Source organism: Pseudomonas sp. SMV7 (assembly GCF_052041995.1).
Lineage (GTDB): Bacteria > Pseudomonadota > Gammaproteobacteria > Pseudomonadales > Pseudomonadaceae > Aquipseudomonas.
In genome coordinates this window covers 1-21,890 of sequence record NZ_JBKGGT010000020.1, presented here as the reverse complement: position 1 = coordinate 21,890, position 21,890 = coordinate 1, and the positions used below count along the sequence as shown (strand labels likewise).

The 21,890-nt window shown below is 64.0% G+C and carries 20 protein-coding genes and 1 pseudogene; 7 read left to right on the top strand and 14 right to left on the bottom strand.

Annotation, left to right across the window (positions count from 1 at the left end; genetic code table 11):
- Positions 1 to 55 precede the first annotated feature (55 nt).
- The 7 genes and pseudogenes from ACLEJP_RS21030 to ACLEJP_RS21000 form a co-directional block, all read right to left on the bottom strand.
- A complete protein-coding gene (locus ACLEJP_RS21030; protein ID WP_440809483.1) occupies positions 56 to 1,294 on the bottom strand; it encodes an RNA polymerase sigma factor in 1,239 nt (412 codons plus the stop codon).
- Positions 1,294 to 1,779: an SRPBCC family protein gene (locus ACLEJP_RS21025; RefSeq protein ID WP_440809480.1), complete on the bottom strand. Its 486-nt coding sequence runs from the start codon at positions 1,777 to 1,779 to the stop codon at positions 1,294 to 1,296. The genes ACLEJP_RS21030 and ACLEJP_RS21025 overlap by 1 nt, the downstream gene beginning before the upstream one ends.
- A gap of 19 nt (positions 1,780 to 1,798) precedes the next feature.
- Positions 1,799 to 2,142 (bottom strand): annotated as a pseudogene (locus tag ACLEJP_RS21020) (YciI family protein).
- Positions 2,143 to 2,186: 44 nt separating this feature from the next.
- Complete coding sequence (locus ACLEJP_RS21015; protein ID WP_440809478.1) at positions 2,187 to 2,612, bottom strand: YybH family protein; 426 nt, start codon at positions 2,610 to 2,612, stop codon at positions 2,187 to 2,189.
- Positions 2,613 to 2,748: 136 nt separating this feature from the next.
- Positions 2,749 to 3,375, bottom strand: coding sequence for a LysE family translocator (locus tag ACLEJP_RS21010; protein ID WP_225778786.1), 627 nt, complete (start codon positions 3,373 to 3,375; stop codon positions 2,749 to 2,751).
- A gap of 73 nt (positions 3,376 to 3,448) precedes the next feature.
- Positions 3,449 to 3,781 carry a type II toxin-antitoxin system HicB family antitoxin gene (locus ACLEJP_RS21005; RefSeq protein WP_440809475.1) on the bottom strand — a complete coding sequence of 111 codons (333 nt, stop codon included), beginning with the start codon at positions 3,779 to 3,781 and terminating at the stop codon, positions 3,449 to 3,451.
- A gap of 384 nt (positions 3,782 to 4,165) precedes the next feature.
- Entirely contained in the window at positions 4,166 to 4,423 is a 258-nt protein-coding gene (locus ACLEJP_RS21000; RefSeq protein ID WP_440809472.1) for a DUF2790 domain-containing protein, read from the bottom strand.
- Between the two features lie 353 nt (positions 4,424 to 4,776).
- Between ACLEJP_RS21000 and ACLEJP_RS20995 the strand changes: the two genes are divergently transcribed.
- Positions 4,777 to 5,145 (top strand): GNAT family N-acetyltransferase, encoded by a 369-nt coding sequence (locus ACLEJP_RS20995; protein WP_440809622.1) that lies wholly within the window; start codon positions 4,777 to 4,779, stop codon positions 5,143 to 5,145.
- On the opposite strand, the gene def is transcribed toward ACLEJP_RS20995, so the two are convergent.
- The 3 genes from def to ACLEJP_RS20980 form a co-directional block, all read right to left on the bottom strand.
- Entirely contained in the window at positions 5,100 to 5,636 is a 537-nt protein-coding gene (def, locus tag ACLEJP_RS20990; RefSeq protein ID WP_440809469.1) for a peptide deformylase, read from the bottom strand. The genes ACLEJP_RS20995 and def overlap by 46 nt on opposite strands.
- Positions 5,633 to 6,592 (bottom strand): YihY/virulence factor BrkB family protein, encoded by a 960-nt coding sequence (locus tag ACLEJP_RS20985; protein ID WP_289131039.1) that lies wholly within the window; start codon positions 6,590 to 6,592, stop codon positions 5,633 to 5,635. Before ACLEJP_RS20985 ends, def begins: the two co-directional genes overlap by 4 nt.
- 149 nt (positions 6,593 to 6,741) lie before the next feature.
- A complete protein-coding gene (locus tag ACLEJP_RS20980) occupies positions 6,742 to 6,921 on the bottom strand; it encodes a CsbD family protein (protein WP_114168292.1) in 180 nt (59 codons plus the stop codon).
- 198 nt (positions 6,922 to 7,119) lie between these two features.
- Here ACLEJP_RS20980 and ACLEJP_RS20975 point away from each other — a divergent pair, with 198 nt between their 5' ends.
- A complete protein-coding gene (locus tag ACLEJP_RS20975) occupies positions 7,120 to 7,500 on the top strand; it encodes a hypothetical protein (RefSeq protein WP_440809467.1) in 381 nt (126 codons plus the stop codon).
- On the opposite strand, the gene ACLEJP_RS20970 is transcribed toward ACLEJP_RS20975, so the two are convergent.
- Positions 7,501 to 8,337: a CvfB family protein gene (locus tag ACLEJP_RS20970; RefSeq protein ID WP_440809464.1), complete on the bottom strand. Its 837-nt coding sequence runs from the start codon at positions 8,335 to 8,337 to the stop codon at positions 7,501 to 7,503.
- Positions 8,338 to 8,468: 131 nt separating this feature from the next.
- Between ACLEJP_RS20970 and ACLEJP_RS20965 the strand changes: the two genes are divergently transcribed.
- Positions 8,469 to 9,335 carry a DUF6279 family lipoprotein gene (locus tag ACLEJP_RS20965; RefSeq protein ID WP_440809461.1) on the top strand — a complete coding sequence of 289 codons (867 nt, stop codon included), beginning with the start codon at positions 8,469 to 8,471 and terminating at the stop codon, positions 9,333 to 9,335.
- A gap of 123 nt (positions 9,336 to 9,458) precedes the next feature.
- On the opposite strand, the gene aceK is transcribed toward ACLEJP_RS20965, so the two are convergent.
- Positions 9,459 to 11,174, bottom strand: coding sequence for a bifunctional isocitrate dehydrogenase kinase/phosphatase (aceK, locus tag ACLEJP_RS20960; RefSeq protein ID WP_440809458.1), 1,716 nt, complete (start codon positions 11,172 to 11,174; stop codon positions 9,459 to 9,461).
- A 248-nt stretch (positions 11,175 to 11,422) separates the two neighbouring features.
- Here aceK and ACLEJP_RS20955 point away from each other — a divergent pair, with 248 nt between their 5' ends.
- Positions 11,423 to 12,298 (top strand): DMT family transporter, encoded by an 876-nt coding sequence (locus ACLEJP_RS20955; RefSeq protein ID WP_440809455.1) that lies wholly within the window; start codon positions 11,423 to 11,425, stop codon positions 12,296 to 12,298.
- A 13-nt stretch (positions 12,299 to 12,311) separates the two neighbouring features.
- On the top strand, positions 12,312 to 12,770 hold the full coding sequence (locus ACLEJP_RS20950; protein ID WP_440809453.1) for a DUF4265 domain-containing protein: 459 nt from the start codon (positions 12,312 to 12,314) through the stop codon (positions 12,768 to 12,770).
- Positions 12,771 to 12,773: 3 nt separating this feature from the next.
- Here ACLEJP_RS20950 and ACLEJP_RS20945 read toward each other — a convergent pair whose 3' ends face one another.
- The gene (locus ACLEJP_RS20945) at positions 12,774 to 13,655 is read right to left on the bottom strand and encodes a DMT family transporter (protein ID WP_440809450.1); all 882 of its coding nucleotides are present in this window, start codon (positions 13,653 to 13,655) and stop codon (positions 12,774 to 12,776) included.
- A gap of 448 nt (positions 13,656 to 14,103) precedes the next feature.
- Between ACLEJP_RS20945 and pvdO the strand changes: the two genes are divergently transcribed.
- Together pvdO and ACLEJP_RS20935 are read left to right on the top strand one after the other, a co-directional pair.
- Positions 14,104 to 14,964 carry a dihydropyoverdine dehydrogenase gene (gene pvdO / locus ACLEJP_RS20940; protein WP_440809448.1) on the top strand — a complete coding sequence of 287 codons (861 nt, stop codon included), beginning with the start codon at positions 14,104 to 14,106 and terminating at the stop codon, positions 14,962 to 14,964.
- Between the two features lie 127 nt (positions 14,965 to 15,091).
- On the top strand, positions 15,092 to 17,551 hold the full coding sequence (locus ACLEJP_RS20935) for a TonB-dependent siderophore receptor (protein ID WP_440809445.1): 2,460 nt from the start codon (positions 15,092 to 15,094) through the stop codon (positions 17,549 to 17,551).
- A 187-nt stretch (positions 17,552 to 17,738) separates the two neighbouring features.
- Here the strand turns inward: ACLEJP_RS20935 and ACLEJP_RS20930 are convergent.
- A partial coding sequence (locus ACLEJP_RS20930) for an amino acid adenylation domain-containing protein (RefSeq protein ID WP_440809443.1) occupies positions 17,739 to 21,890 on the bottom strand: 4,152 nt, incomplete at its 5' end.

Genomic DNA, 21,890 nt, shown 5'->3' with positions numbered 1-21,890 from the left:
AGCCAGCACCTGCCTGTTCGCGACCGCGCCCGCGAGCAGGCAGCTGCAGCAAACATCATTCGCTAGCCTGTAACCGCCGTTCGATGTGCCTGCGCTCCGGCGCCTGCCGGGTCAGCGCCAGCGCTTGCCGCCAGGCCGCACGCGCTTGCGCCACGTGCCCCAGCTGGTAATGCAGCTCGGCCCGCGCCGCATGTGCCAGGTGGTAATCCAGCAGTTCCCCGCGCGCCAGAATCCCTTCGATTTCCCGCAGGCCGACCTCCGGCCCGTCCCGCTTCGCCAGCGCCACCGCCCGGTTCAGCGCCACCACAGGCGACGGCCAGTGCCGCTGCAGCACGTCATACAGCCCGACAATCTCGGCCCAGTCGGTGGCCTCGGCGGTGTCCGCTTCGGCATGCACCGCCGCAATCGCCGCCTGTACGGTATAGGCACCGAACCCCCGGCTTTGCAGGGCCTGGCGCACCAGTTCGCAGCCTTCGGCAATGCGTTGCCGGTCCCACAGGCTGCGGTCCTGCTGTTCCAGCACCACCAGGTTGCCCTGGCCATCGGTACGTGCTCGCTGCCGGGACGCCTGCAGCAACATCAGGGCCAACAGGCCGACCGCCTCCGGGTCGGGCAACAACTGCACCAGCAGCCGCGCCAGGCGTATGGCCTCGTCAGTCAGGTCCTGCTGCAACAGCGCCTCGCCCGACGACGCCGAATAACCTTCGTTGAACACCAGGTAAATCACCCGCAGCACGCTGCCCAGGCGCTCGGGCAGCTCGTTCAGCTCCGGCACCTGGTAAGGGATGCCGGCATCGCGGATCTTGGCCTTGGCACGCACGATGCGCTGGGCAATGGTCGCCGGGCTTTGCAGAAAGGCGCGGGCGATCTGCTCGGTGGTCAGGTCGCAGACTTCGCGCAACGTCAGCGGCACCTGGGCATCAGCCGACAACGCCGGGTGACAGCAGGTAAAGATCAGCCGCAGGCGGTCGTCCGCCAGCAGTTCTTCTTCGCTGGGGTCCTGCGCCTGGCCTGCGAGCAACAGGCTCAGGTCTGCCTGGGAACGGTCGAACCGGGCACGCCGGCGCAGCGCATCGATGGCCTTGAAGCGCCCGGTGGAGACCAGCCACGCCCGCGGGTTGGCCGGTATGCCGTCGCGCTGCCAGCGCTCGACCGCGATGAAGAAGGCATCGTGCATGGCCTCCTCGGCCAGGTCGAAATCGCCCAGCAGGCGGATCAGCGTCGCCAAGATGCGGCGCGACTCATGCCGGTAGACCGCCTCGACCTCGGCGCGCACCTGCGCCAGGGCCTGCATCAGTCAGGCATCCGCTGGGTCACCACCTCCACCAGCCGGTCCAGGCTTTCTCCCCAGCCCTGGTGGAAGCCCATCTCCTCATGGGTTCGGCAGTCGGCGGCGCTCCAGTGCCAGGCACGGGCGGTGTAGCGGGTCTTGCCCTGCTCTTCGTCAAAACTGATCACGGCGGTCATGAAGGCTCTGTTCGAGGGCACCCAGCCCAGGCCGAAGGCATCGGTGAACACCAACCGGCGCGGCGCGGCAATTTCCAGGAACACACCCTGGTTCGGGTATTCGCTGCCATCCGGTGCACGCATCAGGGTGCGGAACAGGCCGCCGGGCCACAACTGCATTTCGCACTCCGGGGTGGTCATGCCGTGCGGGCCCCACCACTGCATCAGCCACTCGGGTTCGGTCCAGGCGCGGAACACCTTGGCCGGTGGCGCGTCGATCAGGCGGCTGATGGACAACTCGTGTTGTGCTTGCGCAGGCAGTGCAAGGCTCATGCTGGGTTCTCCGTTGTTGTCAGGGTTGCAGTTCACGCACTGGCCGCACCTCGACACTGCCGACCCGGGCGGCGGGAATACCCTTGGCGATGTTCAGGGCCTCGTTCAGGTCGCGGGCTTCCACCAGGTAGAAGCCGGCCAGTTGCTCCTTGGTCTCGGCAAACGGGCCATCGGTCAGGCTCATCTGGCCGTTGCGCATGCGTACCGTGGTGGCAGTCTGCACCGACTTCAGCGCCTCGGCCGCCAGCATTCGCCCGGAGCCCTGGATGGATTCGGCGTACGCCAGGCATTCGGCGTCTTCCGGGCTGTCGGGCAGGCTGTGCAGCAGCCCCTCGTCACAATAGACCAGCACAGGTATTTCATGGTCGCCTCCAGGGCATTGGCAACGTACGTTTGGCGATAACGGCTCAGGGTTTGAGATCGAACAGCGCTTTCTGGGTCTGCATGTCGAACGGTGCCGACCAGTGTTCGTGGATGACCTGCCACTGGCCGCCTTGACGACGATAGCCTACGGTGGCGCGCATGAAGCCGCACTGGCTGTCGTTGTCCGCCGGGCCACAGCGGTTCAGCCAGTGGGCCAGGGCCAGGTCGCCAGCGGCCTGCACGGTGAGTTCGGCGAGTTCGAAGACCATCGGGCCGGGACACAAGCCCATGCACATTTCCCAATGTGCCTGGTAGGTGGCCTTGCCTTTGAATTGCAGCGCCTGGATGGCATCGAAGGCAACGATGTCCTCGGCATAGGGGGCGATGATGTTGGGGATGTCACGGTCGCGCACGGCCTGCATCCAGCGCTCGATCAGTTGGCGAATCTCGGTTTCGGCTGCGGTGCTCATCGGGAATTCCTCCGACAGGTCAGGGATGGTGGCCACGCCAGCGGCGCGCCTTCACCCATGGTCGAACGGGGCGCGGAGGAATCGACAAGGCCGCGCAGTATTTCCGACATCAAGGCTGGCAGTGATCCGAACCTGCCTAAACGAACTCCCGATACCCCGACACAATCACGTACACCGCGAAATAGCAGAAGATCGCCGCCGACAGCAGGTATGACCAGGTCAACAGGCGGTCACCCAGCAAGCGCCCGCCATGGCTGGCAATGCCACACAAGCCGATGCACCACACCAGCCCGGCGGCGAAGAAGCCGCCGAGAAACAGCCCGGCATCCAGCAGGCTGCCGCCGCCGGAACGGGAGATCAGCACGCCCCCCACCGCGGCGAACCACAGGATGGCGCTGGGCGACGACATGGCCAGGAAGATACCGCGCAGGAATTCGCGCCACCCCGACTCCACCACCACCTCGGCCCGCGTTTCCATGCGCCCGCCGCGCCATGCGGCCAGCAGCATCTTCAGCGCGAACCACACCAGCAGCACCGAGCCACCCAGCCACAGCGCCCAGCGCACGCTTTCGAACTGCAGCAGCACGGTCATTCCGGCCAATGCGGCAATGGCATACAGCAGGTCGCCGACGCAGGTGCCGAGGCCCAGCCAGAAACCCTGGAGGAAACCGCGCTGCATGGCCAGGGTAATCATGGCGATATTGGCGATGCCGATATCCAGGCACAGGGAAAGACTGAGGAGAAAACCATTGGAGAAAGGCATGCAAGGCTCGGCTACGGCTCAGGAAGGCGGCCTGAGGGTGCCATGAGTGCACAGCGGATGGGAAGTGGCGGGTTCAGGCCATGGCGGCTTGCTCGAAGACTTCGTCCGCCCACTGGTTCAAGCTTTTGCCGGCAGCGCGTGCAGCGATACTCGCCGCGGCATGCACTTCGGGGCGGATGCGCAACATGATTTTGCCAGAGGCAGGTTTTTCCGGCGTTATGCCCTGCTCTGCACAATCGGCCAGGTAGTCCTCCAACGCATCGTGGAAAGCCTCATGCAGCTCCGGCACCGACCTCGCGTGAAAACTGATGATGTCACGCATACCAAGCACACGGCCGACGAAGATGTCGTCACGCTCGTCATACTCGATACGGGCAGCGTAGCCTTTATAGCGCATGCAACTCATATCCTGACTCCTGCCCGCAAGAGGAATTCGCGAGCCTCTTCAATTTGATACCGCTTGGCTTCTTTACCAGGATGAGGCCGGTGGCATCGCCAGCATTGGCCACCCAGCACAAGCTTGACCCTGGATCCTTGCCGCTCCAGTACCTGGCCACCCAAGTGGAGCGTCAACGCCTCGATTTCGGAAAAAGCCAACGACGCCGTAGTCGGCGTGCGGAAAATGGCATCTAGAATCTTGCGGTATCGAGTGTTCATCGAAAAATGCTATCAAAACAAGATAGCACTTTTTCCTGGATATTCATTCAGGATTTTTCTATTGCTCGAAAAGCATGCGCGGCTGGCCCCGGGGCAGATCGCCGCAGGGGCCACCCATCAGGCAACGACCTGATCAACCCTGCTGGCAACCTTCACCCATGGCGCGGTACTGGATGGTATGCACCTGCCCCTGGTGATCCTCGTAGGTCATGGTCGCCGGGACCACTTCGCACACGTTGGGGATGGTCGACAGATTGATCACCCGCTTGATATCCAGATTCATGGAGTAGTCGTACTGTTGGGCCACGGGCTCGCTGTTGACGGGTTTGGCCTCATCGGCGAAGGCGAACGAGGACATACCGACCAGTGCAAGAATCAGTAATGGTTTCATGTGAGTCTGCCTTTCAAGCGTTCAAGCTGATCGATTGACTTCTATTGCCGTAACGGCGCGGAGAAGTTGCCATCTACGTTGGTGATGGCACGAAGTACCGATCCCGCTTCGTACTGCCAGGTGGGATGGGTGAAAGTCTACTCCCGGCCTTGAATAGTTGAACCCCACAGTCGGATATTCACCCTTGCCGGATTTGCAACAATCTGCGACAAAAGGGACCGCAAACCCTCAGGCCAGCGCTTTGGCCAACTTTCAGGGCAGGACTCGCCATTTCACAGGATCTTCGGTTTTCGCAACTGGCGGCCACCGAGCGCCGGCTGTTGGACCATTTCTATCGCCAGCACGGCTCGCGCATGCGTGCGGCGGGCGAAGGGCAACTGTGGGTGGCGCGGGCACCGGGCATCATCGCCGGCTTGAGCCTGAGCGCGGTGGGCGACGGTTGCTGGCTGACCGGGTTGTTCGTCGACCCGCAGCGGCGCAGCCAGGGGGTAGCCGGGCGCCTGGTCGAGGCAGCACTGGCGCAAGCTGACGGGCCGACCTGGCTGTTCTGCCACCCGGACCTTGCCGCCTTCTATCAACGGCTGGGGTTCGATACGGCCGGGTACTTGCCGGAGGCCCTGGCTGGCCGCCTGCAGCGCTACCAGCGCAGCAAACGCCTGATAGCGCTGCAGCGGGGTCAGTCGTCGCTGGCGTCCAGCCCGGGGAACAGCACTTCGGTGTAGCCGAACCGGGAGAAGTCCTGGATGCGTGACGGGTACAGCCGGCCGATCAGGTGATCACACTCGTGTTGCACCACCCGGGCATGGAAGCCTTCGGCGAAGCGCTCGATCGGCTTGCCCTGGGGGTCGAGGCCGGTGTAGCAGATATGCTTGAAGCGCGGCACCACGCCGCGCAGGCCAGGTACCGACAGGCACCCTTCCCAACCGTCCTCCAGCTCGGTGGAGGTTGGCGTGATCACCGGGTTGAGCAGGATGGTCTGCGGCACCGGTTCGGCATCCGGGTAACGCTCGCTGCGCTCGAAGCCAAAGATCACCAGTTGCAGGTCGATGCCGACCTGCGGCGCCGCCAGGCCCACGCCGCCCACGTGATGCATGGTTTCGAACATGTCATCGATCAACTGTTGCAGCTCGGCGCTGCCGAACAGGTGTTGCGGTACTGGCGGGGCGATGCGCAGCAGGCGTTCGTCGCCCATCTTGAGAATGTCGCGGATCATCGGGGGTTCGGCTCGGAAGGTTGCTGGTCGCTCGGTATCGGGTGTTGATGGCCGAGCACGCTGATGGTGGCGTGGGGTTTGTGCTCGGCAGCTTCCTTTTCGCCGGGGTTCTTGCCCTCGCTGGACATATGCTCGATCACGGCGTTCATTTCCGCGCCCAGCAGCAACACGGCAGCGGAAATGTAGAAATACAACAACAGCACGATGATTGCACCAATGCTGCCATACATGGCGTTGTAGTCGGCAAAGGTCTTCACGTAATAGGCAAAGCCCAGCGACGCCACGATCCATACCACCACGGCCAATACCGAGCCCGGCGTGATGAAACGAAATTCCTGTTTCACATCCGGCATCACGTAGTAGATCACCGCCACTGCGACCATCAGCAGAATGACGATCACCGGCCAGCGCAGCACGGTCCACAAGGTGACGATGAACTCCTGCATGCCAACCTGCGCGGCGATCCATTCCATGACCTGCGGGCCCAGCACCATCAGCGCCGCAGCTACCAGCAGCATGCCGGCCAAGCCTACCGTGTAGAAAACCGACAGCGGTATGCGCTTCCACGCCGGGCGCCCCTCCGGCACGTCGTAGGCGGCGTTCATCGCGCTCATCATCAGCCGCACACCGGCCGAGGCGGTCCACAGGGCAATCACGATACCTACCGACAACAACCCGCCCTTGGACTGTTGCAACTGGTCGATTACCGGGTTGACCTGCTCGAGTGCCTGGGGTGGCAGCACCAGTTCCGACTGCAGGCGCAGCCAGGAGAAGAAGTCCGGCAGGTGCAGGAAGCCGATCAGCGCTATCAGGAACAGCAGGAAGGGGAACAGCGAAAACAGCGCCTGGTAAGCCAGTGCCGAAGCGTAGGTGGACATCTCGTCGTCAAGGAATTCCTTGACGGTACGTACCAGCACGCGGTGCAAGGGCAGACCGCGCAGGTCGGGGAAAATCATAGCGTCTCCTTTCGCCGCTTGATCGGTTCAATGAACAAGTCTAATAGACCCTGTCGGCGCTGTGCTGCTCCGGGCGATACTGCAAGAATTTTCCTACACCAGTCAGCCTCTTCGCGGGCCTGCGCGAAGAGGCTGCTTCGCGGTTCACATCAAGGCTTTTTCACTGCATCCTTCACATTGCCCTTGATCTGTTGCCCCTCGCCTTTCAGTTCCTGCGCCTCGCCCTCGGCCCGCAGCCGGTCATTGTCGGTGGCTTTGCCAACCCCCTGCTTGACGTTACCGATGGCTTCGTTGGCCAACCCCTTTGCTTTGTCTTTGGTTCCGCTCATGGCAAAAACTCCTGTAACGGGAGACACGTGGACCGTGTCGACAGTCGGTGGACCCGGGCCCTTCGCCAAGAGTTTCACCGGATCACCCGGCTATGAGCCAAGCGGCATCATTGCAGGCTGGCAGACGGCAAACCTTGCCGCGCCCGGTGCCACCCCTCACAATGCAGGCCTTCATAGCGTCAACCCGCAGGAACCTGCATGAAACTCGATAAACCCGCCGCCATCGCCAGGCGCAACCAGGCGCTGGCCCGGCCGGTGCTGACCAGCGCCAATACCCTGTTCGCCATTCTCGACCGCAAGCGCAACCTGTGGTGGTTCGAGGTGCCGGTGGCGCTGCTGCGCAAGGGCCAGCCCGACTGGGTCAACCTGCTGCTGCACACGCCCGACAGCGACGAGCTGCAGCACCTGAAGGTGCCGACCAACTTCCTGCGCGCCCACCAGGAGCAGATGGAAGTGCGCAACCCCGGCAAGCGCCGCTCGACCATCAGCCTGGCGCTCAGCGCCGACCGCGATTCGCTGCTGCGCGACACCCGCCCGGGTGGCGAGCAGCTGGACTTCCGTACCTTCGTGCAGGCCTGATCAGGCCTTCTCGATCCGATCGTCATGGATGACGATACGGCCCTGCTTGAACAGGCCGCCAATGGCCTTCTTGAAGTTGCCCTTGCTGACATTGAACAGCTTGCTGATCAGCGCCGGGTCGCTCTTGTCGCACACCCCCAGCACCCCGCCTTCGGCCTCCAGGCGGGCCATGATCTGCTCCTGCAGGCTGTCGGCCAGGGCCGCGCCCACCGGTTGCAGGCTGAGGGCAATCTTGCCATCGTGGCGCACTTCCTTGATGAAGCCCTTTTCGTGCATGCCGGAACGCAGGAACTTGAACACCTCGTTCTTGTGGATCAGGCCCCAGTGGCGGTTATTGATGATGGCCTTGAAGCCCATCGGCGTTTCGCCGGCCACCAGCAGCTCGACCGGCTGGCCGACCTGGTAGTCCGCCGGGGTGCGGTCGAGGTAGCGGTCCAGGCGCGAGGTGGCGGTGATGCGGCGGGTGCGCTTGTCGAGGTACACGTGCACCACGCAGTAATCGCCGATCTTCAACGGCCGCGCTTCTTCCGAGTACGGCATCAGCAGGTCCTTGGACAGGCCCCAGTCGAGGAAGATGCCGGCGCCGTTGATGTCCTTGACCTTGAGGCTGGCGAATTCGCCGACCTGCACCTTGGGCTTTTCGGTGGTGGCGATCAGCTGGTCTTCGCTGTCCAGGTAGATGAACACGTTCAGCCAGTCATCGACTTCGGTTTCGGCGTTTTTCGGGATGTAGCGCGCGGGCAGCAGGATCTCGCCGTCGGCACCGCCATCCAGGTACAGGCCGAAGTCCACGTGTTTCACGATTTGCAAACTGTTGTAACGCCCAAGCAGAGCCATTTCCGATGATCCTCAAGACAAGGCGGCTATTCTACACCTGAAGCCAGCGTGCCGCCCGACCGCTGATGCAGTGGAACCGTCAGCCGCCCCCTTGCGTCTACCGTCTGGCCAGCCTCAGCAAGGAACAGCCCATGCCGCTACGCCTGTCCAGAGCCCTGCTCATCGCCATCGGCCTGGTCATGACCATGGCCGCCTGCAGCCGCATCGACCTGGCCTACCGCAACCTCGACCGCCTGGTGCCCTGGTCGCTGGGTGATTACCTGGACATGAACCGAGAGCAGAAGGCCATGCTCGACGACCGCCTGCGCGAGCACCTGGCCTGGCATTGCCAGACGCAGTTGCCCGGCTACCTCGACTGGCTGGACCGCATACGCGACATGGTGGCTGACGACCAGGTGACGGACCAGGCCCTGCAGCAACGCACCCGCGAAGCGCGCGAGGCGATAGGCCGGGTGGCCGAGGAAATCACCCCGTCGGCCACTGAACTGCTGCGCGGCATGAGTGATGCGCAGGTGGCGGAAATGCGCGAGGCCTTCCGCGACGACATCGCCGAACGGCAGAAACAGTATGTCGATACGCCGCTGTCGAAACAGATTGCGCACCGTGCCGAACGCATGGAAAAACGCCTCACGCCCTGGTTTGGCGAGCTGACCCCGGTGCAAAGGCAACGCGTGCAGGCCTGGTCCGAGGCGCTGGGCGACCAGAACCGCGCATGGATCGCCAACCGCGCCCACTGGCAGCAGCAACTGCTGCTGGCCATGAACCAGCGTAACGACGCCAGCTTCGAACCGCGCCTGGCGACCTTGCTGCAACGCAAGGAAAGCTTGTGGACGCCGGAGTATCGCGCAGCATTCCAGAATACCGAGCGCCAGGCGCGTAGCCTGCTGGTCGACCTGGTGCAACAGAGCACCCCGCAGCAGCGGCGATTGCTGCTGGAACGGCTGGGCCAGGTGCGCACGAAATTCAGTGAATTGAAGTGCTTGAAGGGGGGGCGGTGAAAAGCAGGCCCGGCCTCTTCGCGGGTAAACCCGCTCCCACAGATACGGCACAGTATGCGAAACCAGTGGGGTGCCTGTGGGAGCGGGTTTACCCGCGAAGAGGCCGGGCCTGCTAAAGCACAGTCACCGCCCCTTGCGCCGATACGGGAACACATCGATCACCTTGCCGTCGCGTATCGCCGCCTGCAGCCGCTGCCAGTAATCCGCGTCGTACAGCTCTCCATGCAGGCGGCTGAACAGCCGGCGCTGGCCGATATCGGCAAACAAAAACGGCGGAAACTCTTCGGGGAACACATCATGCGGCCCGATCGAGTACCACGGCTCGCCCGACAGCTCGTCTTCCGGGTAACGCGGCGGCGGGATGTGGCGGAAGTTCACCTCGGTCAGAAAGCTGATTTCGTCATAGTCGTAGAACACCACCCGGCCATGCCGGGTAACGCCGAAATTCTTCAGCAGCATGTCGCCAGGGAAGATGTTCGCCGCCGCCAACTGCTTGATGGCCAGGCCATAATCCTCCAGCGCCTCCAGCACCTGGGCCTCGCTGGCCTGCTCCAGGTACAGGTTCAATGGCGTCATGCGCCGCTCGGTCCAGCAGTGGCGAATCAGCACCGTGTCGCCTTCCAGCGCCACGGTCGAGGGTGCCACCTCCAGCAGCTCGGCCAGGCACTCCGGCTCGAACTTGCTGCGCGGGAAGCGAAAATCGGCAAATTCCTGGGTATCGGCCATACGCCCCACCCGATCGACGCTCTTCACCAGCCGGTACTTGTCGATCACCGTGGCGCGGTCGACCGTCTTCGACGGCGAAAAACGGTCCTTGATGATCTTGAACACGGTGTTGAAGCCCGGCAGGGTGAACACGCTCATGACCATGCCACGTACCCCGGGGGCCATGACGAAACGGTCGTCGCTGCTGGCCAGGTGGTTGATCAGCGCGCGGTAGAACTCCGACTTGCCGTGCTTGTAGAACCCGATCGAGGTGTACAGCTCGGCAATGTGCTTGCCCGGCAGAATGCGCTTGAGGAAGTTGACGAACTCCGCCGGCACCGGCACATCGACCATGAAGTACGAGCGGGTGAAGGAAAAGATGATCGACACCTCGGCCTCGTCGGTGATCAGCGCATCGGCCTCGATGCCGTGCCCTTCGCGGTGCAGCAGCGGAATCACCAGCGGCCACTGCTCGTCGCTGTTGTATAGCCGGCCGACCAGGTATGCCCCCTTGTTGCGGTACAGCACCGGCACGAACAGCTCCAGGGCCAGGGCCGGGTCCTTGCAGACCCAGTCCGGCAGGCAGTCGCGCAACTGCTCCTCCAGGCGTGCCAGGTCGCCTTCCAGGTCGCCATACGGCACATCGAACGGGTAATCGGCAAAGACCGCCCGCAGCAAGCCTTGCAAACCCTCGTCAGGCCGATAGGTGCGGGTTTGCGCGGCACGTTCGCGACCGCGCATCGACGGCCGGGTGGTGTGGATGAACATGCAGCCGTCGCTGATCAGGTCGTGGCTGAACAGGCTGCAGAACAGCGAGTTGTACCAGGTCTCGGCCAGCTCGTCGTCCAGCCGCGGGTCGATCAGGTGGATGTAGGCGTCCTTCACCAGCGGCCATTGCGCCACGTCCAGCAGCACATCCTCGGCAAACCCTTCCCTGAGCCAGCCGTTGACTTCGGCGACCTTGTCTTCGTAGAGGTTGATGCGGGCAGCAGCGGCACGCTGGATTTCCTGCCAGCGCGCCTGCTCGAAGCGCTTGCGGGCACCCAGGGTGATACGCCGGAAGTGGTCGCGGTAGTCGTCGAAACCGGCGAGGATCATCCGGGCGATGTCGACGGCGGGCCAGGGTTGGGGCATGCGAAGACCTCGGTGCGGTGTTGAGTTACAGAGCTTAGTCGCCTCTTGGTTTTTGCGGAGCCTGTGCCGGCCTCTTCGCGGGCTCGCCCGCTCCCACAGGATTACCACAGGGCCGAGCATTGCAGAGAACCTGTGGGAGCGGGCATGCCCGCGAAGAGGCCAGCATAGGTTTACACCGCAAGAAAGCACAAGAATCCCCCCGCCCCGTGGCGTACACTCGCGCCCCTGCCCTGCCCCCGGAGACCGTCGTGAGCCCCATCGCCCTAGCCCGCCTGCTGACCCTTGCCGCCGTCTGGGGGGCGAGTTTCCTGTTCATGCGCATCATCGCCCCGGAACTTGGCACAGTACCGACCGCGTTTTTCCGCGTGTCCATCGCCTGCCTGGGCCTGGTCGCGCTGCTTGCCGCCGCCCGGGTGCGCTGGGATTTCCAGGGCAAGCTCGGCGCCTGCCTGGTGCTGGGCATGATCAACTCCGGCATTCCGGCCACCTTCTATTCCGTTGCCGCCCAGGTGTTGCCGGCCGGCTATTCGGCCATCTTCAACGCCACCACGCCGCTGATGGGCGTGCTTGTCGGCGCGCTGTTCTTCCGCGAGCCGATGACCCTGGCCAAGCTGTGCGGCATCTTCCTCGGCCTGTTCGGCGTCGGCATCCTCAGCGGCGCCGGCCCGGTCGCCCTTGACCTGGCCCTGCTGCAGGGCGCCCTGGCCTGCCTGGCAGCCACCACCTGCTACGGCTTTGCCGGTTTCCTCGCCCGCCGCTGGGTCAGCGGCCTGGACAGCCGCCTGTCAGCCCTGGGCAGCATGCTCGGCGCGACCCTGATGCTCAGCCCGCTGTTCGCCTGGAGCGCACTGAGCCAGCCCCCGGCCAGCTGGGGCGGCTGGCAGGTATGGCTGTCGCTGCTGGGCCTGGGCTTGCTGTGTACGGCATTCGCCTACATCCTGTACTTCCGCCTGCTGGAAGAGATCGGCCCGGTCAAGGCCAGCACCGTGACCTTCCTGATTCCGGTGTTCGGCGTAGTGTGGGGGGCGTGGCTGCTGGATGAACCGCTGTCGATGGCGCACCTGTACGGCGGCCTGCTGATCGCTGCGGCGTTGTGGCTGGTACTGCGCCCGGCGCGCAGGTGAAGCGGAGCAGACCGTGAACAGCGCATACAGGAAGGTCTTGTTCCGCCTGGAACAGGACGCCAACGGCTATCCACCGGCCTCGGTCGAGGGGCTGTGGGCCAAGGCCGTGGAGGGTGGCTATGCCGTCGACAACATTCCCTTCCATGTCTACGGCATTGCCCCGGGCGACGTGATCGCCACCCGTGAAGAAGCCGGCGAAACCTGGTTTGCCGAACTGCGCCGCAGCAGCGGCAGTTCGGTGTTCCGGGTTATCGTCAGGCCCCCGGAAACCTTGGACCAGGTACGCGCGGCGCTACAAGACTTCGGCTGCAACTGCGAGACCGAACAGGCGGTGAAGATGCTGGCGCTCGAGGTTCCGCCGCAGCGTTCGCTCGATACCCTGCTCTACTACCTGCTCACCCAGCGCGACGCCGGCCTGCTGGACTTCGAGGAAGGCGTGCTGCGCCACGCCATCCCCGAAGAATTCCGCTAACGCCTACGCCTCGGCCAGGCGCGCGGCAGGCTTGCGAAACACGAACAGCAGGCCCACCACGATCAGCGCCATGCCCAGCAGGCCGAGCGGTGCCAGGCGGTTACCGAAGATCAGCAAGTCCATCACCGCAGTCACCGCAGGTACCAGGTAGAACAGGCTGGTGACATTCACCAGGTTGCCCTTGGCGATCAGCCGATACAGCAACAAGGTCGCCAGCAGCGAGACCACCAGGCCCATCCACAGCAACGCACCGACGAAGCCGCCGCTCCACTGCACATGCAGTGGCTGCAGCGGCGCGAACAGTGCGCACATGGCAAAGCCGGCCAGGTACTGCAGCGGCAGGGTGCCCATCGGGTTCTCGGTGATACGCTTCTGCAGGATCGAGCCAAAGGTCATGCAGGCCAGTGCCAGCAGGGCGAACAGCATCCCGGCCAGCGACACCCCACCCAGGTTGATGCCCTGGTAGACCACCATTATCAAGCCAGCCAATCCCAGCACCAGGCCGAACATTCGGCTCCACGAGCGCTGGCGCTCCATCAGCACCACCGTCAGGATCGGCTGTACCCCCATCACCGTGGCCATGATGCCGGGGGTGACCTGGGTGTCGAGCGCCAGCAGGTAAAAGATCTGGTAGGCGCCGAGCAGCACGCAGCCGGTGCCCAGGGCCCGCAGCACGGCCCCGCGACTGCGCGGCCAGCGCAGCCCCAGCAGTGGCCCGACCAGCAGCATGCCGGCCAGGGCCAGCGCCGAGCGCAGCAGCAGGAAGGCGAACGGGCTGGCCTGCGTCAGGCCCAGCTTGGAAACGATCGCCCCGCTGCTCCACAGCAGGACGAACAGGCAGGTAGTGGCCGCCGAGGCCACCGAGGTTTTGCTAAAGACAGACATGAATTGCCACCTGATATAAGGCAGATAAGCCAGACGGACGACGTGCGCTTCAGCGTGGGAAGCCGCCGACCGTGTTCAGTAGGTTGCGTGTGCGAAGGGCAGCGGCCAGAAGCCGATCAGCCCAGCACGACCACGCAGCGAGGCGGAGCTAAGCCGCCCACGACGCCACTGACAGGTGGTGGTGGATAGTGACTGATCATGACCGGCTGCTGGCTGCCACGCACGACCATGCCCGCGACTGGCGCGATGGCAAAGCAAGTGGTGGAAGGGCTGGCTGGCATGAGCAGGTCTTCGGGAAGAGGACAATGGGCTGGACTATAGCCCGGGGTTTGTCGGCTGGCAACCACCCCCGCCGCCCACGTTCCTACAACGACTGGTTAATTTTTCACCGCTCCGGCTCGTCTGAATGCGAAACGCAGCCCGCATTCACCCGTTCCGAGGACCGCTGATGAACCTATCCACCTGGCTCTGCCGGCCAGCCGAGATCACCTGCCTGCTGCTGCTCAGCGCCCATGCCCACGCCGCCAAACCCGGCGACGTGTTCAAGGACTGCAAGGACTGCCCGGAAATGGTCGTGCTGCCCGCCGGCAGCTACCAGATGGGCGCCCCCGACGACGAAGTCGGTCGCCAGCCCGACGAGGGCCCGCTGCACACCGTGACCTTCGCCCAACCCTTCGCCATGAGCCGCTACCAGGTCACTGCCGGCGAACTGGACGCCTACATCAAGGCCACCGGCACCGTGATCAAGAGCGGCGACGACCGCCCCGGCCGCTGGTGCGAAGCAGGCAAACCCAGCTACCCGCAAGGCCCCCGCCAACCGGCGGTGTGCGTGGACTACGCCGAAGTGCAGGGCTACGCCCGCTGGCTGGCGAAAACCACCGGCAAGCCCTACCGCATGGTCAGCGAGGCCGAACGCGAATACGCCGCCCGCGCCGGCTCTACCGGCCCGTTCCCCTTCCCCTTCGACGAACCGGGCAAGTACGAGATCAGCAAGCACGCCAACACCTACGGCCCCAAGGATGGTTACGCCTTCACCGCCCCGGTGGGCAGTTACCCGGCCAATGCCTTCGGCCTGTACGACATGCACGGTAACGTCTACGAATGGGTCGCCGACTGCTACCACGACAGCTACGTTGGCGCCCCTGCCGACGGCAGCGCCTGGGTTCAGGACCCCCAGTGCATCCGCGCGCACATGCGTGGCAACGACTGGGGCGAGCCGCCGATCTTCTCCCGCTCGGCCAACCGCAATGACCGCCTCAAGACCACCCGCGGCGACTTCCTCGGTTTTCGCGTAGCACGTGACTTGTGAAGTTGTGACGCGGTTGGCGCAGCAGCCCCTGAAAAAATCGTCAATAAGAATCGTTCCGGTTTTTCCCAGGTGCTGCGTCCTATTGCTGACATAGATAAAACCCCCTCTGCCAACGAGACCGCAATAGATGTCCAAGTCCTTGCCCGGCCCGCTCGACCCGCTTGCCAAAGCGTTACTGATCCGTCACTCGTTTCGTCCCCGGGAGGCGTTGACACGCGTCGGCCTGGGCCTGGCGATGTCCACCGCCATGGCCGCCCAGGTGCAGGCGCAGGAATGGACCCTGGACATTCCTGCGCAGTCGATGACCTCGGCATTGCAGGCCCTGGCCAGACAGACCGATACCCAGTTGCTGTACAGCCCGGAGGACATCGGCGGTTTGCGCTCCAGTACCCTCGAGGGCCGGCACGACCTCGCTTCGTCACTGGGCATCCTGCTGGGTGGCAGCGGGCTGCGTTACCAGATCGACGGCAACACGGTGACCGTCACCGCAGGCTCGAGCGCAAAGGACGGCCAGGTCGAACTTTCGGCGACCAACGTCAGTAGCACGGGCCTGGGGGCCACTACCGAAGGTACAGGGTCGTACACCACCGGGCTGACCAACACCGCCACCAAGATGAACCTGTCGATCCGCGAAACGCCGCAGACCATCAGCGTGATCACCCGCCAGCGCATGGACGACCAACACCTGGCGACAATGACCGAAGTGCTCAACCAGACGCCCGGCATCACCATGTCCCAGGACGGCGGAGAGCGTTTCAACATCTACTCCCGGGGCAGTGCGATCAACACCTACCAGATCGATGGCGTGACCACCACCCAGGAAAACCAGACCCGCAACATGCCCAGCACCCTGCTGGACATGGCGCTCTACGATCATGTCGAGATCATCCGTGGTGCTACCGGCCTGATGACCGGGGCGGGTGACCCGAGCGGCGTGGTGAACCTGATTCGCAAGCGGCCAACCCGCGAGTTCAAGTCGCACATCCAGGCCGGGGTTGGCTCGTGGGACTACTACCGCGCCGAAGCGGACATCTCCGGGCCGCTGACGGACAACGGCAACGTTCGCGGCCGTTTCGTCGCAGCCAAGCAAGACAACGACACCTTCATGGACTGGTACAGCCAGAAACGCGACCTGGTCTATGGGGTAGTCGAAGCAGACCTGACCGACACCACCGTCGGCCGTTTCAGCATCGACCACCAGAAGTACCGGGCCGATGGTGCCCCCGGCGTCCCGGTGCTGTTCAGCAATGGCCAACCCACCGATTTCTCCCGCTCGAAAAGCGCCGGCGCGCGCTGGATGTACGACGAAATCGAAACCACCAACTACACCTTCGGCCTGGAACAGGCTCTGGCCAATGACTGGCAGTTCAAGATCGCCGCCAACTACATGGACGTCGACCGCGATACCGATTCTGCCTACCTGCGTACCACCACCAACGTGGCCTATATCAACCAGGCCACCGGTGCGATACCGATCATCCCGGCCAAGGCCAAGGCAACCCAGACGCAGAAAGGCATCGATGTGACGCTGCAGGGCCCGTTTGAACTGCTCGGGCAAAGCCATGAGCTGATCGTCGGCTACAACTTCCAGGAGTACGAGAACCAGCACGACGAAGCCGATGCGCCGTCGACCACGATCGACTATTACAACTGGGACAACCAGATGGCCCGGCCAGCGGACGACAGCTACGTCCCGTTCCTCGATTACAACGTCGCTATCCGGCAGAGCGGTTACTACCTGGCTGGCCGCTTCAACGTCACTGACGAGCTGCACTTCATCCTCGGCGCCCGGGTCTCGAAATACAGCTACGACTACAACCTCAGCATCCTGCCCGCCCGCGCCCCGACCACCAAGATGCGCGAGAACGGCGTGGTCACGCCCTATGCCGGGATCGTCTATGACCTGACACCGGAACAGTCGGTCTACGTCAGCTATACCGACATCTTCAAGCCGCAGTCTGCCCAGGATGTGTCCGGCAAGACCCTGGAACCTGTGGTGGGCAAGAACTACGAGCTGGGTTGGAAAGGTGAATTCTATGATGGCCGGTTGAATGCCAACGCTGCGCTCTACCTGATCCAGCGCGACAACCTTGCCGAAGAGGATGGCGATAACCTGACACCTGGTCGTACCCAGGCTTACCGCGCTGTCGATGGTGCCGAAACCAAAGGTATCGACCTGGAACTGTCCGGTGAGGTGCTGCCCGGCTGGAACCTGCAGACCGGCTATAGCCATTCGCGTACCGAGGACGCCGATGGCAACCGCCTGACCACGCAATTGCCCATGGACACCTTCCGCCTCTGGACCACCTACCGTCTTCAGGGTGACTGGAACAAGCTGACCATTGGCGGCGGTGCAAGCTGGAACTCCAGTTCGTCGCTCACCTACGCCCGCCTGGGTGCACGAGTCACGCAAGACGACTATACCGTCGCCAGCCTGATGGCTCGCTACCAGATCAACGACAACCTGTCGGCCACCGTCAACGTCAACAACCTGTTCGATGAGAAATACTACGCAGGCATGGCCGGCAGCTACGCCCACTACGGCGCCCCGCGCAACACCATGCTGAACCTGCGCTACGACTTCTGACCTGACAGCAATCCCGCCACACTTGCCGCAAGCCGGCTGACAGGACGGCGCTTCCCACCCGGGAGCGCCGTTTTTCATTGCCCGGCCATGCCCGGGCGAGCCGTAGTCATGAAAAAGCCCGTTGCCACCCCAGGGGTACGCAACGGGCCCTTATGCAGGCAGCCGCCCCACAACGGGGCGGCCAGCTTCAGCCGCCGACCAGGTCCCGCCGTTGCAGCAAGGCGGCCAGACCTTCGAGTACCTCGGGATGCCTGAGGATGTCGTAATGCCCGGCATCCACAGCGGCATGCCGGGCAGGGCCGGCAATCCGCTCGTCGAAGTTGCCGGCACCTGCCCACCAGCACGCAGCCTCTGCAACCGTAACCGGCAACGCGGCCATCTGCTGCGACAGTGCCTTGAGCTTCATCGCGACGACAAAAGTGTGGGCCAGCTCCGCGCTGCCGATCTCGGCATAAGCTGACTGCCCGGCCTGGGTCGCGCGCACCGCGTCAATGATCTGCGCCAACCCGTTGCTGTCGCAATCGGCCGCTATTGCAGGCACAACCAGACGTTCTCTGTCTGCGCCAAGCATCACCCCCAGGAAGCCGTGCAGGTCGTCACGCCAATCAGTGTCAGGTGCCACCTGGCCCGGCTGAGGAATGAAGCTGTCCACCAGGCTCAGCAGCGCAACCTGCTGCCCTTGGCTTTCCAGCTCATGGGCCACCAGCACCGCAAGCGCGCCACCGAGCGACCACCCGAGCAACTGGTAAGGCCCCTGCGGCTGTTTCTGGCGGATGTACTGGGCATAGTCGATCGCCATTGCCTGCAGGGAATCATCCTCCCAGGCATGCTCCAGCAGCATGCGACACTGGACGCCGTAGACTGCACAACGGCCATCCAGGCGGCGCGCCAACGGCTCGTAGTCGAACACCGTACCGAAGCCGGCGTGCAGGCAGAACAACGGTGGCGCGCCGGCCACCCGGCTGTTGAGCAGCAGCAGCGGATCCAGGCCGGCCTGGTTGTCGGCGTAACCAGACAGCTCGGCAATGGTCGGCCTGGCAATCACATCCCGCAGCTTCAGTTCGATGGGCAACGCCTCGCAGGCGCGGACCTCGGACAGCATCTTGAGCACGCGCAGCGAATCGCCGCCCAGCTCGAAGAAGTTGTCTTCGACCCCCACGCTGGGCACATCCAGCACTTGCTGCCAGATGTCCGCCAACGCCCGCTCGATCGCGTTGCGCGGTGCAACCTGCACCCGCTGGCCGACGAATTCGGGCGCCGGCAGCGCATTGCGGTCGACCTTGCCGTTTGGCGTGAGCGGCAATGCCGGCATCAGCACCAGTTGCGCAGGCACCATGTAATCCGGCAATTCGGCAGCCAGGGCCTCACGCAATGCCTGGGCGCAGCCGTGCTGGTCGCGGGTCACCACGTAGCCGATCAGCTGTTTGCCTGCGGCTGTGTCGCGCGCGACCACCACGGCATCCCGCACTTCGTCCAGATCACGCAGGCGCGCTTCGATTTCGCCGGGCTCGATGCGGAAACCACGCACCTTCAACTGGTTGTCCATGCGCCCGATGAAGTCGATCACGCCGTCGCTACGGCGCCGCACCCGGTCACCGGTGCGATACAGGCGCAAGCCCTGGCCAGCTGGGTCGGCGACGAAACGCTCGGCAGTCAGGGACGGCCGCTGGTGATACCCACGCGCCACCCCTTCGCCGCCAATGTACAGTTCGCCGGCGACACCATCAGGCAGCGGATTGAGATGCGGGTCGAGTACGTACAGGGTGCGCTCACCGACACGCGTGCCGATCGGTGCGAACACCGCCTCGCATGCCTGCTCGCGGGAGACCTTCCACAACAGCGGGGTAACCACCGTCTCGGTCGGGCCATAGCCGTTGGTCAGCCACTGCGGCTGCAAGCTGCGCTTGACCTGCTCGAACAGCGCATTCGGCACCGCGTCCCCACCAAAGCAGTACACCCGCACCGGGGGCGCGGCCTGGTCCTGGCTTTCGGCAAATTCTGCCAGTTGCTGAAGGTAGGCCGGTGGGAAGCAAGCAATGTCGATGCGTTGCTCATGCAGCACCTGCCAAGTTTCTTCTGCCGTCCACAGACGGTTTTCACGCACCACCAGACAGCCACCGGATGACAAGGTCGACAGCCAGCGTTCCTGGGCACCATCGAAGGCAAATGACATGAACAGCAGTTCGCGGGTGGTTCGATCCATGTCATACAGCGAGGCAATGGCCTGGCAGTGCATGCGGATCTGCTCGTGGCTGACCGCTACCCCTTTGGGCTTGCCGGTAGAGCCAGAGGTATAGATGAGGTAGGCCAGGTTGTCCCGCTGCAGGTTCACTTGCGGCGGTGTCAGCGGCAAGGTGTCGAGTACCTGGGTGTCCAGCTCGACACAACACTGCACCTGGGCGAAACGCGGCCTGAGCTCGCGGGTGGTGATCAGCACGTGCATGCCGGCGTCAGCGACGATCCATTGCAGGCGCTCCTGGGGGTAATCGATGTCCAGCGGGACATAGGCCGCACCGGTCTTCATCACGGCAAGGAACGCCACGATGACATCGACCGAACGCTCCAGGGCGATGCCGACGGTGGCCTCTGGCCGCGCGCCCAGGGCGATGAGCCGATGCGCCAGGCGATTGGCCCTTTCCTCCAGCTCGCGATAGGTCAATTGCTGCCCTGCGCAGACCACCGCGACGGCATCGGGGCAAGCCGTGGCGTGCACGGCAATCTGCTCGGCCAGCAGCGGCTCGCGCTGCGGGCTGCCGGCCAGGCGGTTGCGCGTGGCGGCCTGTTGCAACTGCGCCGGGGTCAACATATCCAGGCTACCGAGCGTAGCCTGCGGGTCATCCAGCATCGCATTCAACAACCGCTCGAAGCTGCCACGCAATGCCTCGGTGGCGGCCGCGCTGAAGCAGCTGCGCAGGTACATGAACTCCACCACCAGGGTGTTGCCCAGCTCCACGCACAAGTCCATGGCGTAGTTGGTGACGCCGCGCGCACTGACCTCACCGAACTGCAGGGAGTCGCTAGTGTTTTCCGCCAGGCGCTCATCGACCGGGAAATTCTCGAACACGACGATACTGTCGAACAACGCCTGGCCCGGGCGCCCGGCCCAGCGCTGGACATGGGCAAGGGCCGCGTGCTCATGGTCGCGCATCTCGACGTTGTACGCCTGCAGCTGCTGCAACCATGTCTCGACCCGTTGCCCGGGCTCGGGCGTCTGCACCACCGGCAAGGTATTGATGAACAACCCCAGCATTTCATCGGCCCCCGCAAGGCTCGGCGGACGCCCGGCCACCGTCGCGCCGAAGCACACCGTGGACTGCCCGGTGTAGCGTTGCAACACCAGCAACCAGGCCGCCTGTATCAGGGTGTTCGGGGTCACCCGCAGCCTTTGCGCCTGCTCACGCAGGCGTCGGGTCCTGGGCCTGTCCCAGCGCAGGTACAGCGCTGCATGACCGTCCAGCTCAGGCGCAGGGCGAGGCAGCACGCTGCCCGTCAGCAAGGTCGGGGTTTCCAGGCCGCCGAGTGTGGCGCTCCAGAACCGTTCGAGTTGTTCCTGGGGTTGCGCGCCAAGCCAGCGGATGTAGTTGCCGAACTGCACCACCGGGCGTTGCGGCGCTTGCCCGTGATAGGTCTGCAGTACCTCGCCCAGCAGGCGCGAATCGCTCCAGCCGTCCATCAGGATGTGATGCCGCGTCCAGATCAGGTGCACGCCGCCATCTTCCAGGCGCACCAGCGTCAGGCGCATGAGCGGCGCACTCGCCAACTGGAAGCCTCGGGCAGCGTCTTCTGCCGCCAATGCCTTGAGTGCCTGCGGCGCGCAGTCTCGCTGCCGCCAATCGAGCACCTGCAACGGCAAGGCCACGTCGTGCAGCACCAGTTGCATCGGCTCGTGCAGTTGCGGGTCGGACCAGAAGGCCGTGCGCAGAATGTCGTGCCGGGCAACCACCTGCCGCCAGGCATCGGCGAAGCGGTCAATGTCCAGCCCGGCAACCGAGACCGCGGTCTGGTTGATGTAAAGGCCGGCTTCGGGCCCTTGCAGGGTATAGAACAGCATCCCCTGCTGCATCGGCGAAAGCGGATAGAGGTCAGCGATCTGCTCCATCGGAACCGGCAGTCGCTGCCGTTGTGCCTGGGTCAGCGCCGCCAACGCATCCGCTGCCGAGGCTGCAGGCGGGTCGCCATCCTGCGCGGTACGCTGTTGCCGTGCGACCAGGGCCAGGCGCTGCACGGTCTGATGCTCGAATAGCTCCCGGGGGGTAAACTCGAGCCCGGCCTGGCGTGCTCGGCTGACCAGTTGCAAGGATACGATCGAATCACCGCCCAGCTCGAAGAAGTTATCGGT

Bases quoted from the DNA above. Each gene is read 5' to 3' on its own strand.
- pvdO (WP_440809448.1), top strand. From the start codon at position 14,104: ATGAACCTATCCACCTGGCTCTGCCGGCCAGCCGAGATCACCTGCCTG.
- ACLEJP_RS21000 (WP_440809472.1), bottom strand. From the start codon at position 4,423: ATGAAACCATTACTGATTCTTGCACTGGTCGGTATGTCCTCGTTCGCC.
- aceK (WP_440809458.1), bottom strand. From the start codon at position 11,174: ATGCCCCAACCCTGGCCCGCCGTCGACATCGCCCGGATGATCCTCGCC.
- ACLEJP_RS21030 (WP_440809483.1), bottom strand. From the start codon at position 1,294: ATGCAGGCCCTGGCGCAGGTGCGCGCCGAGGTCGAGGCGGTCTACCGG.
- ACLEJP_RS20980 (WP_114168292.1), bottom strand. From the start codon at position 6,921: ATGAGCGGAACCAAAGACAAAGCAAAGGGGTTGGCCAACGAAGCCATC.
- ACLEJP_RS21015 (WP_440809478.1), bottom strand. From the start codon at position 2,612: ATGAGCACCGCAGCCGAAACCGAGATTCGCCAACTGATCGAGCGCTGG.
- ACLEJP_RS20965 (WP_440809461.1), top strand. From the start codon at position 8,469: ATGCCGCTACGCCTGTCCAGAGCCCTGCTCATCGCCATCGGCCTGGTC.
- ACLEJP_RS20995 (WP_440809622.1), top strand. From the start codon at position 4,777: ATGCGTGCGGCGGGCGAAGGGCAACTGTGGGTGGCGCGGGCACCGGGC.
- ACLEJP_RS20945 (WP_440809450.1), bottom strand. From the start codon at position 13,655: ATGTCTGTCTTTAGCAAAACCTCGGTGGCCTCGGCGGCCACTACCTGC.
- def (WP_440809469.1), bottom strand. From the start codon at position 5,636: ATGATCCGCGACATTCTCAAGATGGGCGACGAACGCCTGCTGCGCATC.
- ACLEJP_RS20935 (WP_440809445.1), top strand. From the start codon at position 15,092: ATGTCCAAGTCCTTGCCCGGCCCGCTCGACCCGCTTGCCAAAGCGTTA.
- ACLEJP_RS20985 (WP_289131039.1), bottom strand. From the start codon at position 6,592: ATGATTTTCCCCGACCTGCGCGGTCTGCCCTTGCACCGCGTGCTGGTA.
- ACLEJP_RS21025 (WP_440809480.1), bottom strand. From the start codon at position 1,779: ATGAGCCTTGCACTGCCTGCGCAAGCACAACACGAGTTGTCCATCAGC.
- ACLEJP_RS20975 (WP_440809467.1), top strand. From the start codon at position 7,120: ATGAAACTCGATAAACCCGCCGCCATCGCCAGGCGCAACCAGGCGCTG.
- ACLEJP_RS21005 (WP_440809475.1), bottom strand. From the start codon at position 3,781: ATGAGTTGCATGCGCTATAAAGGCTACGCTGCCCGTATCGAGTATGAC.
- ACLEJP_RS21010 (WP_225778786.1), bottom strand. From the start codon at position 3,375: ATGCCTTTCTCCAATGGTTTTCTCCTCAGTCTTTCCCTGTGCCTGGAT.
- ACLEJP_RS20970 (WP_440809464.1), bottom strand. From the start codon at position 8,337: ATGGCTCTGCTTGGGCGTTACAACAGTTTGCAAATCGTGAAACACGTG.